The following is a 13,012-nucleotide window of genomic DNA, read 5'->3' as shown; positions in this document are numbered from 1 at the left end:
ACTGAGGGGTCAGGACCCAATGGATATGATCAAGACTGACCAGAAAACCTATTATGCACCGCATGGCGGCCATCCCGGCCAAAATGAGCTTTTGACCGGCCGCGCCGTCTTCACCGAAGCGTATGCCGTCATCCCCAAGGGGGTGATGCAAGACATCGTCACCAGCCCACTGCCGTTCTGGGACGAGACCAGGGCCTGGATCATCGCGAGGCCGCTGTCGGGCTTTGCTGAGACATTTTCGCAGTACATCGTCGAGATCCTGCCTGGCGGCGGCAGCGACCGGCCCGAGCCGGACGCCGGCGCCGAGGGCGTGCTGTTCGTGGTCGAGGGCGAGTTGACCGTTTCGCTGGCCGGCAAGAAGCACGTGCTTCAAGCCGGCGGTTTTGCCTTCCTGCCGCCGGCCAGCGGCTGGACGGTGCGCAACGAAAGTCGCGACGCCGTACGCTTCCACTGGATCAGGAAGGCCTATGAGGCCGTCGACGGCATCGGCGCGCCGGAAGCCCTGTTCAGCAGTGACCAGCAAGTGGCGCCGACGCCGATGCCCGGCACCGAGGGTCGCTGGGCGACCACCCGTTTCGTCGATCCGGCCGACATGCGCCACGACATGCATGTCACCATCGTCACGCTCGAGCCCGGCGCCGTCATCCCGTTTGCCGAGACGCATGTCATGGAGCACGGGCTCTATGTCTTGGAAGGCAAGGCGGTCTACCGCCTCAACCAGGACTGGGTCGAGGTCGAGGCCGGCGACTTTATGTGGCTGCGCGCCTTCTGCCCGCAGGCCTGCTACGCGGGCGGCCCAGGCAAATTCCGCTATCTCCTTTACAAGGACGTCAACCGGCACGCCAAGCTCGGCGGGGCGGGCATTGGCGGTCGCGCGCGGTGACCCGCATCACAGCGCGGCCGCTGACCCGCGAAAGCTTTGCCGGCTTCGGCGATGTCATCGACATGGGCGGCGGCAATCACTACCCGATCAATGGCGGCAAGACCGAGCGCTACCACAATCTCGCCACCGCTGAAGCCGCGGGACCGAATGCCTGCGTGCTGATCTCGATGGCGCGCGGCACGCCTTACGACCTGCCGCTGAAGCTGACCATGGTCGAGCGCCATCCCTTAGGCAGCCAGGCGTTCATCCCGCTGTCGCCGCGGCCTTTCCTGGTCGTCGTCTGCCATGACGGCAAGGACGGTCCGGGCGAGCCGCACGCCTTCATCACCGCACCCGGGCAAGGCGTCAACTATCCGCGCAATCTCTGGCACGGCGTGCTGACGCCGCTCGGCGAAGCGCAGGATTTCGTCATCGTCGACCGCGGCGGTGACGGCTCCAACCTCGAAGAGTTCCATTTCTCGCACCCCTACGAAATCCATCTCCCCAACGAGACCTGAGACATGACCGACATATCGCTGATCGACCGCCTGCTCGATGTCATCGAGCACGACATCGTGCCGAAAACGGCAGAGGGCGTGGCCCATGGGAACAAGCTGTTCGGCGCCGCCATCCTGCGGAAGGGCGACCGCTCGCTGGTGCTGGCCGAAACCAACAACGAGATGGAAAATCCGCTCTGGCATGGCGAGGTGCACTGCCTGAAGCGTTTCTATGAAATGCCGAAAGCCGAGCGCGTCGACACCAAGGACGCCATCTTCATCGCCACGCACGAGCCCTGTTCACTCTGCCTGTCGGCGATCACCTGGACCGGCTTCGACAATTTCTACTACCTCTTCAGCCACGAGGATTCACGCGACAGCTTTGCGATCCCGCACGATCTGAAAATCCTGAAAGAGGTCTTCACTCTCGATCCCGGCGGCTACAATGCCGAGAACGCTTATTGGAAGAGTTTTTCCATTCGCAGGCTGGTGCGGGCGCTGCCCGAGGCCGAGCGCGGCCGGCTTGAGGCAAGGATCGGCAATATTTCCACCCGCTACGACGAACTGTCCGGCGCTTATCAGGCGCGCAAGTCCGAAAACGACATTCCGCTGAACTGACGCGGATTGCCTAGCCTACCTTCGCGTTTTTCAGCACCTCGTTGATCCTGGCCTGCCAGCCCTTGCCGGTCGCCTTGAATTTACTGATGACATCCTGATCCAGACGGATGGACACGACTTGCTTAGGCTTCTCCACGGCTGGCCGGCCACGAGCACGCCTTATGCTCTCGAAAAGTTCTGGAAACACTTCCGCGAAAGGCCTGGCTTGCGCCAACTGTTCGTCTGTCGTCTCCGCATCGTCGGGATCATCAACAATTTGTCTTTGAATTTCCACTTCCTCCGCATCGGTAAGCGGTCGAACACGCGATTTAGGATTGTTCATATACTGACCTTTCCTTTCGGCTGGCACGGCGCATCGAGATCACCGAATCGCCTCCGAACCAAGCGGCTTGAAAATCACGGCCAGGATGATCTCTCCGAATTCGCCAATCGCCTTGAACCGGTCGGCCTTGGCTGGAAGGACGGTTGAAGTCGCAAAAAACTCAATATCGAGTTCGGCAAAATCGGGACCCCGGCTGTCCAGGTTCGTCACGCGCTTTGGCTCATCCCAAACGATTTTCAGGCGAAACCATCCTCATCACGTTGGGTTCAGTTAATAAATGTAATCATTAATTATATCCTGCAACATCAGGGCAAAACAATCGGGCTACATATCGTGGCGTCGTCGCGGCGACACCGGCCGTCGCCCGTTTGACTTCATGACATGCCCGCTTCATGCGTCACTGACATCCTGGAGCATCGCATGAAAACCATCACCGAATTTCCCCGCAAGGTCGTCGAATTCCCCGATATGGGCATCGTCATGCCGGATGGTTGCCGGCTGTCGGCGCGGGTTTGGATGCCGGAGGACGCCAGCAGCGATCCGGTGCCGGCGATCCTCGAGCACCTGCCCTACCGCAAGCGCGACGGCACCATCTTTCGCGATCAGCTGACGCATCCCTATTTTGCCGGCCACGGCTACGCCTCGATCCGCGTCGACATGCGCGGCAATGGCGATTCCGAAGGTCTGATGGACGACGAATATTCCGAGCAGGAATTGCAGGACGCCTGCGATGTGATTGCCTGGGCGGCAGCACAGCCCTGGTGCAACGGCAGTGTCGGCATGATGGGCATTTCCTGGGGTGGCTTCAACTGCCTGCAGGTGGCGGCCAAGCAGCCGCCGGCGCTGAAGGCGGTGATCAGCCTGTGCTCGACCGTCGACCGCTACGCCGATGACATCCACTACAAGGGCGGCTGCCTTTTGACGGAAAATTTCGGCTGGGCCTCGACCATGTTGTCCTATTCGTCGCGACCGCCGGATCCGCTGATTGCGGGCAACCGCTGGCGCGACCTCTGGCTGACGCGGCTGGAGAACCAGTCTTTCCTTCTGCCGCTCTGGCTCAGCCATCAGCATCGCGACGCCTATTGGAAACGCGGTTCGATCTGCGAGGATTTCTCCGCGGTCAAAGCCGCCGTGCTGTCGATCGGCGGCTGGCATGACGGCTACCGCAACACGATTTCGCATCTGGTCACCAACATCCAGGCGCCGGTGAAGGGCATTGTCGGGCCATGGATCCACAAATACCCGCATTATGCCGAACCCAAACCCGCCATCGGCTTCCTGCAGGAGGCGTTGCGCTGGTGGGACAGCTGGTTGAAGGGCGTCGACACCGGCGTCGAGGCCGACCCGGACTACCGCGCCTATGTCATGGACAGTGTGCGGCCGGCGCGCTGGCACCCGGAGCGGCCGGGCCGTTGGGTGGCCGAACAGGAATGGCCGTCTCCCAACATCAAGGTCGGGGCGATCGAACTCATTGCTGACGGCGTCAGGCCGGCGATCGTGGCGACCCCGCAAAGCTGCGGGCTCGCCGGCGGCGAATATTTTCCCTTCACCTTTGGCCCGGAACTGCCGGGCGACCAGCGCCCGGACGATGCGCTGTCCGTCTGCTTCGATCAGCCTGTGCTTGCCGAGACACTCGACATCGTCGGCGCGCCGGAGCTTCTCATCCGGGTGTCGTCCGATCGCCCGCAGGCGAACATCGCGGTTCGACTGTGCGACGTGCACCCCGACGGCGCCTCGGAACTGATCTCCTACGGCGTGCTTAACCTGACGCATCGTTCTTCGCACGAACAGCCGCAAGCGCTGGTGCCGGGCGAAACGGTTTCGGCGCGCGTTATTCTCGACCAGTGCGCCTACCGCGTGCCGGCCGGACACCGGCTGCGCATCGCGGTTTCCAATGCTTACTGGCCGATGATCTGGCCGTCGCCGGAGCCGGTGCGGCTCGACCTTTCAGCGGCGACGCTGAGGCTGCCGCTGCGCCCGCTCGCAAAAGCCGACGAGACCTCGTTCCAGTCTCCCGAAGGCGCAACACCCTGGGCAACCGCGACAGTTCGTGCAGCGAATTCCGAGCGTCACGTCGATCGCGATGAGAAGACCGGCATCGTCACGCTGTCGATCACGGATGATTTCGGAGAAGTGCGCGATCTCGCGCATGGACTGGCCAATGGCAGCATTGCCCGCGAGAGCTGGACGATCCACCCCGACGACCCGCTGTCTGCCTCGGGTCGCACGCAATGGACGCAGACCTTGTCGCGAAACGGATGGTCGGTGCGCACCGAGACGTCGGCTGAAATGCGCTGCGATGCGCAAAACTTCATCGTCAGCGCCAGAATCGAAGCCTATGAGGGCGAAACGCTGGTTTTCGAACGCGATTTCGAAGAGACGATCCCGCGCGACCTGCTCTGAGCGTCGACCCGACTGGTCCAGTTGCGACGCACGATTTACGCCACGGCATGTCGCATTCCGTCTTGCTTACGGCTTTGCCTTCCGGTCAATATCCCTTTGGTAACAACAAGCAAAAAACGACCATAAGGTCGAACCAACAGAGTGAGGAACTCAAATGTCCAACGAACTCGAATATCTGAGCCGGCGCGTTGCGTCCCGCAAGCTGAGCCGTCGTGATTTCCTCGGCCGCGCCGCAGCACTCGGCGTCACAGCGCCCTTCGCCAATATGCTGCTTTCCAGTGCGGCTCGCGCGGAAGGCCCGGTCAAGGGCGGCACGCTGAAGGCCGGCCTCGTCGGCGGCGAATCCACGAACAGCCTGGACCCGGCTTTGTTCATGACGCAAGTGCCGTTCGCCTTTGGCAAGATGTGGGGCGAACTGATCGTCGAGCTGTCTCCGGAAGGCAAACTCGAGAACCGCATCGCCGAAGAGATCGGCTCGTCGGACGACGCCAAGGTGTGGACGCTGAAAATCCGCGACGGCGTCGAATTCCACAACGGCAAGACGGTGACCGCTGAGGATGTGGCGGCAACGCTCGAGCGCCATTCTGATGAAAAGTCGAAGTCCGGCGCGCTGGGCTACATGAAGGGCATCGACAGCATCAAAGCCAGTGGCAAGGAAGTCGTCCTGACGCTGAAGGAGGCCAACGCCGACCTTCCCTATCTCCTCAGCGACTACCACCTCATCGTCCAGCCCAACGGCGGCAAGGACAAGGCGGATGCCGGCATCTCGGCAGGACCCTACAAGGTCACCACCAACGAGCCCGGCGTGCGCCATGGCGGCGAGCGCTTCGCCAATTACTGGCAGGCCGACAAGATGGGCCATGCCGACCAGATCGAGATCATCGTTATCAACGACGCGACCGCGCGCACGGCGGCCCTGCAGGGCGGCCAGGTCAACATGATCAACCGCGTCGAGCCGAAGATCGTCGACCTGATCAAGCGTGTACCGGGCGTCACCATCCGCAACCATGCCGGCCCCGGCCACTATGTCTTCATCATGCATTGCAACACCGCGCCCTTCGACAACAGCGACCTGCGCATGGCGCTGAAGCTCGCGATCGACCGTGAGGAGATGCTGAACAAGGTGCTGCGCGGCTACGGCTCGCTCGGCAACGACTTCCCGATCAATTCGTCCTATCCGCTGTTTTCCGAGATCGAGCAGCGCAAATATGATCCCGACAAGGCCAAGTTCCACTACAAGAAGTCGGGCCATGACGGCACCGTGCTGCTGCGCACCTCCGACGTCGCCTTCCCGGGCGCGGTCGACGCCTCGCAGCTCTTCCAGCAGAGCGCGGCCAAGGCTGGCATCAAGATCGAGCTCAAGCGCGAGCCCGGCGACGGCTACTGGAACGAGGTCTGGAACAAGCAGCCCTTCTGCGCCTCCTATTGGGGCGGCCGCTCGACCCAGGACCAGATGTACTCGACCGCCTATCTGTCGACCGCCGACTGGAACGACACCCGTTTCAAGCGTCCGGACTTCGACAAGCTGGTGCTAGCCGCACGCGCCGAACTCGACGAGACCAAGCGCAAGCAGATGTACCACGACATGGCCGTGCTGGTGCGCGACGAGGGCGGCCTGATCCTGCCGATGTTCAATCAGTTCATCGATGCGACAGGCGCCAAGGTCGGCGGCTGGGTAGACGATCCGCATCAGGAGCTGATGAACGGCTACGCGCTGGCGAAGTGCTGGCTCGAAGCCTGAGCCCGGCTTTGCGGATATGTCCTCACCCGTCGTGAAACTTGTGGCCCAGCGCGTTGCGCTGGGCATCGTCCTCTTGCTGGCCGTTTCGGTCCTGATCTTCGCCGGCACCCAGATCCTGCCCGGCGACGTCGCGCAAGCCATTCTCGGACAGTCGGCGACGCCGGAATCGCTCGCCAATTTGCGCGAGCAGCTCGGCCTCAATCAGCCGGCTTACGTCAGGTATTTCCATTGGCTCGGCGGTGCACTCACCGGCGACCTCGGCACGGCGATGTCGAGCGGCCAGGATATCGCGACCTCGATCAAGGGGCGGCTGTGGAACACGCTGTTTCTCGCCTTCTGGGCGGCGGTCGTGGCCGTGCCGCTGGCGATCATCCTCGGCCTGATCGCCGTGCGTTACCGCAACGGTTGGGTCGACAAGCTGATCTCCGGCCTGGCGCTCGCCTCGACCTCCTTCCCGGAATTCTTCATCGGCTATGTGCTCGTCTACTTCTTTGCCGTGAAGTATCAATGGTTCCCGGCCATTTCCACGGTCTATGACGGCATGCCGTTCGGCGAGCGTATGCAGGCGATCGCGTTGCCGGCCGCCGCGCTGACGCTGGTTGTGCTGGCGCATATGATGCGCATGACCCGCGCGGCCATCCTCAACGTCATGCAGTCGGCCTATGTCGAGACGGCTGAACTGAAAGGCCTGTCGGCCTTCAACGTCATCCGCAAGCATGCTTTCCCCAACGCCATCGCGCCGATCATCAATGTCGTCATGCTCAACCTCGCCTACCTCATCGTCGGCGTCGTCGTGGTCGAGGTGATCTTCGTCTATCCCGGCATGGGGCAATATCTGGTCGACCACGTCACCAAGCGCGACGTGCCGGTGGTGCAGGCCGTCGGCCTGATCTTTGCCGCTGTCTACATCACTCTCAACATCATCGCGGACATCGGGGCGATTGTCGCCAATCCGCGCCTCAGACATCCGAAATAGGCGGCGGGCATGCTCGATATCAAACGCATCCCCATTCCCGCGCTGATTGGCATCGTACTGACGACGATGTTCGTCGTGGCGGCTGTCTTCGCGCCATGGATCGCACCACACGGCAATGCCGAGATTGTCAGCGACGTTCCTTGGGAACCGATGTCCGCAGCGCATTGGCTGGGCACCGACAATCTCGGCCGTGATCTTCTGTCGCGCATGATCTACGGCGCTCGCATCACGCTGTTCATTGCGGTGCTGGCAACCGCGCTGTCATTCTCGCTCGGCGCCATCCTCGGCTTTTCGGCGGCGGTGTTCGGCGGCTGGTTCGACACGCTTCTGTCGCGCCTTGTCGATCTGCTGATGTCGATCCCGACCCTGATCATGGCGCTCGTCGTGCTTTCGGTGCTGCCGACCAATCTGGTGACGCTGATCCTGGTGATGGGCGTCCTCGACTCGACCCGCGTCTACCGGCTGTCGCGCGCGGTGGCCGTCGACATCAACGTCATGGACTATGTCGAGGCCGCCAAGCTGCGGGGCGAAGGCAGCGGCTGGATCATCTTCCGCGAGATCCTGCCCAACGCGCTTTCGCCGCTGGTCTCGGAACTTGGCCTGCGCTTCATCTACGCGGTGCTGTTCTTGTCGACGCTCTCCTTTCTCGGGCTTGGCGTGCAACCGCCGGATGCCGACTGGGGCGGCATGGTCAAGGAGAACAAGGACGGCATCGTCTTCGGTATCGGGGCGGCACTCATTCCCGCCGCGGCGATCGCAGCACTGGCGATTTCGGTCAATCTGGTCGCCGACTGGGTGCTCAACCGCACGACAAGCCTGAAGGGAGGACGCGGGTGATGGCTGACACAAAAGCAAAGCCCGGCCTGCTGCTCGATATCCGCAAGCTGCGCATCGAAGCGACAGTGTTTCCGCCCGGCGAGGCGCCGAAGAACATCGTTTTGGTCCACGATGTCTCGCTGACGCTGGAAAAGGGCAAGGTGCTCGGCCTGATCGGCGAGTCCGGCGCCGGCAAGTCGACCATCGGCCTGTCGTCGATGGGCTATGGCCGTGGCGGCGTGCGCATCACCGGCGGAGAGGTGCTGCTCAACGGCCGCGATATTCTCAAGGGCGGCAAGGAAGGTTTCCGCAAATTGCGCGGCCGCGAGGTCTGCTATGTCGCGCAGTCGGCGGCCGCCGCCTTCAACCCGGCGCACAAGCTGATGGACCAGGTGGTGGAAGCAACGCTGCTGCACGGCACGGCGACACGCGCCGAGGCCGAGAAACGTGCCGTGGCGTTGTTCAAGAAGCTCAGCCTGCCAAACCCCGAAATCATCGGCGAACGCTTCCCGCACCAGGTCTCAGGCGGCCAGTTGCAGCGCGTGATGACGGCTATGGCGCTGTGTTCGGAACCTGACCTGATCGTCTTCGACGAGCCGACCACGGCACTCGACGTGACGACGCAGATCGACGTGCTGGCGGCGATCAAGGACGCCATCCGCGACACCCATGTCGCTGCGCTCTACATTACCCACGATCTTGCCGTCGTCGCCCAGGTCTCGGACGAGATCATGGTGCTGCGCCATGGCAGGCTGGTCGAATGGGGCGGCACTCGCCAGATCATCAAGGAGCCGCGCCAGGAATACACCAATGCGCTGGTCTCGGTGCATGAGATCGAGCATGCCGAGCAGAAGCCCGGCGCCGCGCCGTTCCTGTCGGTCAAGAACGTCACCGCCGCTTACGGCGGCAGCCACGTCAAGGTGCTGAAGAACGTCTCGGTCGACATCTATCCGGGACAGACGCTGGCCGTCGTCGGTGAATCCGGCTCCGGCAAGTCGACGCTGGCGCGCGCCATCACCGGGCTGTTGCCGCCGGAAGAAGGCACCGTCACCTTCGACGGCAGGCCGCTCGCCAACAGGCTTGCCGACCGGCCGAAGGAGGATCTGCGGCAATTGCAGATGATCTACCAGATGGCCGACGTGGCGATGAACCCGCGCCAGACCGTCGGCACCATCATCGGCCGGCCGCTGGAATTCTACTTCGGCATACGCGGTCGCGAGCGCGACAAGCGCGTCGCCGAACTGCTCGACGAGATCGAGATGGGCAAGGGCTTTCTCGATCGTTATCCGGCCGAACTCTCCGGCGGCCAGAAACAGCGCGTCTGTATCGCCCGCTCGCTCGCCGCCAAGCCCAAGCTGATCATCTGCGACGAGGTGACATCGGCGCTCGACCCGCTGGTGGCCAACGGCATTCTCAAGCTGCTGCTCAACCTGCAGCAGCACGAGAAGGTCGCCTACCTCTTCATCACCCACGATCTCGCGACGGTGAAGTCGATCGCCGATTCGATCGCGGTGATGTATCGCGGCGAGGTGGTGCGCTATGGCGCCAAGAGCAAGGTGCTGACGCCGCCCTTCGACGCCTATACCGACCTGCTGCTGTCGTCCGTTCCCGAGATGGAGATCGGCTGGCTGGAAAAGGCGATCAAGGGACGGCGCATGGCGAGCGCGGGGAATTAGTAGGGAATTCGCGGCCTTTGTCGCGAAAACTTCTTTCAACGGCAAAAGCTTTCCGGAGCCGCCCATGGCGCTCAAGACCAAACTGCTGCTCATCATTCTCGATGGCGTGCCCTACCGGAACTGGCGCCGGCTGATGGGCAATCTCGAGGGCTGGGTGCAGTCGGGCGAGGCGCAGGTGTGGAAGATGCGCTCGGTGCTGCCGTCGACCTCGGCCTGCTGCTATGCCTCGATCCACACCGGGGTTTCGCCGCAGGAGCACGGCATCCTGTCCAACGAGAACCGTTTTCTCGTCAACAAGCCGGATATTTTCTCCGAGGTCAGCAAGGCCGGCGGCAAGACCGGCGCAGTGACGCATTCCTACTGGTCCGAATTCTTCCGTTCCTATCCGTTCGATCTGGTCGAGGACATGGAGTATGACGAGCCCAACGGACCGATCGCGCATGGCCGCTTCCACACCATGACCGGCTATAATGCCCGCAACCAGATGACGCCGAGCGATGTCGACCTGTTTGCGACGCTGACCATGCTGACCCGGCGCCATGATATCGACTACGGGATCCTGCACACCTGCACGCTCGATTCGATGGGCCATCGCTTCGGCCATGACTGCCACCAAATGGACCATGCCTGCTATGGGATGGACGGCATGCTGGCAGCCTTCCTGCCGGGCTGGCGGCAAGCCGGTTACGAGGTGATCGTAACCGCCGACCACGGCCAGACAGACCGCGGCCATCATGGCGGCCGCGACGATGAAATGCAGGATTTCGCGCTGTATTATTTCGGAGCCGGCAAAGGGCCGGATCCGGACACGCTGCTTGATCAGCTGCAACTGGCGCCGACGGTGCTGAAGCGGCTGGGTGTGCCGGTGCCGGAGACCATGAAGGCTAAGCCGTTTTTGGGGTGACGGAGGTCGTCGCTGAGCCGCCGTTCGCTACCCCCTCTCCCCGTCACTATACGGGGAGAGGGTAAGGGTGAGGGGCAGCGCTAACATCAAAATAAATACCCCAACGCCGGCGCCGCCCCTCATCCGCCTGCCGGCACCTTCTCCCCGTATAGTGACGGGGAGAAGGGAGACGTGTCCGAACCGGATAGATAGGTAACAGAATGGACCGATAGCATGGGTGACAGTTTTCTTGTCCGCCGGAGGACCGGCGATGGTTTGGCGAGAGACTGGCATCATGGACGAGCGGCTACGGTTTGTTGTGGAGTGTCTTTCTGGGGATGAGACGATGGTTGCGCTTTGTGCGGCCTACGGGATCTCACGCAAGAACGGCTACAAATGGCTAGGACGCTATCGGACGTTTGGGCCTGAGGGTTTGCACGACCTGCCGCGAGCCCCGCTCAATCATGGCCGGGCGACAGCTCAGGATCTGGTTGAGCGGATTGTGGCGGCCAAGGAGCTGCATCCGCTTTGGGGTCCAAAGAAGATCGTGGCACGGCTCAGGCGCACGGCTCCCGAGTTCATGTGGCCTTCAGCCTCGACGGTCGGCGCGATCCTTGCGCGGCATGGGCTTGTCCGCGCCCGCAAGCGACCCCGCCTGCGGGCCTGCGGCAATGGACCCTGGCCACAGCCGCAAGAACCGAACGCGGTGTGGACTGGCGATCACAAGGGCTGGTTCCGGACCCGCGACGGCTGGCGTTGCGAACCCTTGACGGTGATGGATGCGTCGAGCCGCTATCTTCTGGCGCTCGAAGCGACGGGGTCGACGGCCGATAGCGAAGCCTGGCCGGTGTTTGAGCGGCTGTTTGAAGAGCATGGCCTGCCGGATCGCTTCAGAAGCGACAATGGCCCGCCCTTCGCATCGGCCGGCGTCACCGGGCTGACGCCGCTTGTCGTGCGCTTCATCAAGCTCGGCATCACCTTGGAGCGGATCGCACCCGGCAGGCCACAGCAGAACGGACGTCACGAGCGCTTTCACCTGACCATGCTGCCGATGGCCGAGGCACCGGAAGCCGACCGAACGGCACAGGGCCAGGCCTTCGAGACCTTCCGCCACAGCTACAATGAGGAACGTCCCCATGAGGCGCTGGGCATGGATACGCCCGCCCAGCACTACCGGTCCTCACAGCGCGCCATGCCCAGGACACCACCCGAGCCCGTCTATCCGGCCGAGGCCTCGGTCCGCCGCGTGCGCCACAATGGCGAGATCCGATGGAATGGCGGCTTCATATATGTCTCGCAAGCGCTGGCGGGCGAACCGGTCGCTGCGTTGGAGACCGAAGACGGACAATGGACACTCTCATTCCATGCCCACCCGCTCGGCATCATCGACACACGGCACATGAAGCTTGTCCGCCGCAGCGCCGCGCCAACCAATCCGCTTGGCGCTGCGGCGGACGCATAGGGGGAGAGAAGTGTCACCTATGTATCCGGTTCAAAGTGTTACCCATCTATCGGCTGGACAGACGCTCTGGCAACACTCCCTCTCTTCGGTTAGCTTCGCCAAAATTCCTTGGCGGAAGGATGAACCTTTTTGAACCTATCGGCGACAGAGCAGACAGGAGCCAGGCGGCTCGACCGGCCATGACGGCAGCGACCGAGACTGATCGCGCGCTTGTCGACCGGGTCGCGAAGGGCGACCGTGCCGCTGTTCGGCTGCTGTTCATGCGTCACCACGCGCGGGTCTACCGCTTCGTGGTGCGCCAGACGGGATCGGAAATGATGGCCGACGATATCGCAAACGAGGTCTTTCTCGAGCTGTGGCGCCAGGCGCCCGGTTTCGAAGGGCGCTCGGAAGTCTCGACATGGCTGCTCGGCATCGCCCGGTTCAAGGCGCTGTCGATGCTTCGCAAGAAAAAAGAAGACTGGATCGATGACGATGATGCGGCGCAGGTTCCCGACGGCGCCGACACGCCGGAAGTCGCCACCATGAAGGAAGACAAGGGCGCCGCTTTGCGGCGCTTCGTCGATGCCTTGCCGGAGGAACACCGCTCGGTGATCGACCTTGCCTATTACCATGGACAGTCGGTGACGGAGATCGGCGAGGTGCTCGGCATCCCGGTCGCCACCGTCAAGACCCGAATGTTCTACGCCCGCAAGAAACTCGGCGAAGCCCTCAAGGCCGCCGGTTACGACAGGGGGTGGCCATGAGTAATCCTGA

12 protein-coding genes and 1 pseudogene are annotated in these 13,012 nt (G+C 62.6%); 11 read left to right on the top strand and 2 right to left on the bottom strand.

Going from position 1 to position 13,012, the window contains the following annotated elements:
• The first annotated feature begins 25 nt into the window (after positions 1-25).
• Genes ACYG9Y_RS23080 through ACYG9Y_RS23070 form a run of 3 tightly spaced genes read left to right on the top strand, consistent with a single transcriptional unit; the run spans position 26 to position 1,977 of the window.
• The gene (locus ACYG9Y_RS23080; RefSeq protein ID WP_444849050.1) at positions 26-883 is read left to right on the top strand and encodes a bifunctional allantoicase/(S)-ureidoglycine aminohydrolase; all 858 of its coding nucleotides are present in this window, start codon (positions 26-28) and stop codon (positions 881-883) included.
• Positions 880-1,380: an ureidoglycolate lyase gene (locus tag ACYG9Y_RS23075; protein WP_023694737.1), complete on the top strand. Its 501-nt coding sequence runs from the start codon at positions 880-882 to the stop codon at positions 1,378-1,380. Before ACYG9Y_RS23080 ends, ACYG9Y_RS23075 begins: the two co-directional genes overlap by 4 nt.
• 3 nt (positions 1,381-1,383) lie before the next feature.
• Complete coding sequence (locus tag ACYG9Y_RS23070) at positions 1,384-1,977, top strand: nucleoside deaminase (RefSeq protein WP_023671383.1); 594 nt, start codon at positions 1,384-1,386, stop codon at positions 1,975-1,977.
• Between the two features lie 10 nt (positions 1,978-1,987).
• On the opposite strand, the gene ACYG9Y_RS23065 is transcribed toward ACYG9Y_RS23070, so the two are convergent.
• Positions 1,988-2,299, bottom strand: coding sequence for a BrnA antitoxin family protein (locus ACYG9Y_RS23065; protein WP_023671384.1), 312 nt, complete (start codon positions 2,297-2,299; stop codon positions 1,988-1,990).
• Positions 2,286-2,539 (bottom strand): annotated as a pseudogene (locus ACYG9Y_RS23060) (BrnT family toxin). Before ACYG9Y_RS23060 ends, ACYG9Y_RS23065 begins: the two are co-directional and overlap by 14 nt.
• A gap of 180 nt (positions 2,540-2,719) precedes the next feature.
• Here ACYG9Y_RS23060 and ACYG9Y_RS23055 point away from each other — a divergent pair.
• The 8 genes from ACYG9Y_RS23055 to ACYG9Y_RS23020 all read left to right on the top strand — a co-directional run bounded on the left by ACYG9Y_RS23055 (position 2,720) and on the right by ACYG9Y_RS23020 (position 13,002).
• Positions 2,720-4,702, top strand: a complete 1,983-nt coding sequence (locus ACYG9Y_RS23055; protein WP_023739641.1) for a CocE/NonD family hydrolase — start codon at positions 2,720-2,722, stop codon at positions 4,700-4,702.
• 154 nt (positions 4,703-4,856) lie between these two features.
• A complete protein-coding gene (locus tag ACYG9Y_RS23050; RefSeq protein WP_023739640.1) occupies positions 4,857-6,443 on the top strand; it encodes an ABC transporter substrate-binding protein in 1,587 nt (528 codons plus the stop codon).
• 16 nt (positions 6,444-6,459) lie between these two features.
• A complete protein-coding gene (locus tag ACYG9Y_RS23045) occupies positions 6,460-7,419 on the top strand; it encodes an ABC transporter permease (RefSeq protein WP_023739639.1) in 960 nt (319 codons plus the stop codon).
• Positions 7,420-7,428: 9 nt separating this feature from the next.
• A complete protein-coding gene (locus tag ACYG9Y_RS23040; RefSeq protein WP_023703637.1) occupies positions 7,429-8,256 on the top strand; it encodes an ABC transporter permease in 828 nt (275 codons plus the stop codon).
• Positions 8,256-9,911 (top strand): ABC transporter ATP-binding protein, encoded by a 1,656-nt coding sequence (locus ACYG9Y_RS23035; protein WP_023739638.1) that lies wholly within the window; start codon positions 8,256-8,258, stop codon positions 9,909-9,911. The genes ACYG9Y_RS23040 and ACYG9Y_RS23035 overlap by 1 nt, the downstream gene beginning before the upstream one ends.
• 64 nt (positions 9,912-9,975) lie before the next feature.
• Complete coding sequence (locus ACYG9Y_RS23030) at positions 9,976-10,815, top strand: alkaline phosphatase family protein (RefSeq protein ID WP_023739637.1); 840 nt, start codon at positions 9,976-9,978, stop codon at positions 10,813-10,815.
• Between the two features lie 250 nt (positions 10,816-11,065).
• Positions 11,066-12,256, top strand: a complete 1,191-nt coding sequence (locus ACYG9Y_RS23025; RefSeq protein ID WP_023826017.1) for an integrase core domain-containing protein — start codon at positions 11,066-11,068, stop codon at positions 12,254-12,256.
• A 179-nt stretch (positions 12,257-12,435) separates the two neighbouring features.
• Positions 12,436-13,002: a sigma-70 family RNA polymerase sigma factor gene (locus tag ACYG9Y_RS23020; RefSeq protein ID WP_023683483.1), complete on the top strand. Its 567-nt coding sequence runs from the start codon at positions 12,436-12,438 to the stop codon at positions 13,000-13,002.
• Positions 13,003-13,012 lie beyond the last annotated feature (10 nt).

The sequence above is a fragment of the Mesorhizobium sp. W050 genome, assembly GCF_054719535.1.
Note: the sequence above shows the minus strand (reverse complement) of the source record. Positions and strands in the feature narration are given on the sequence as shown.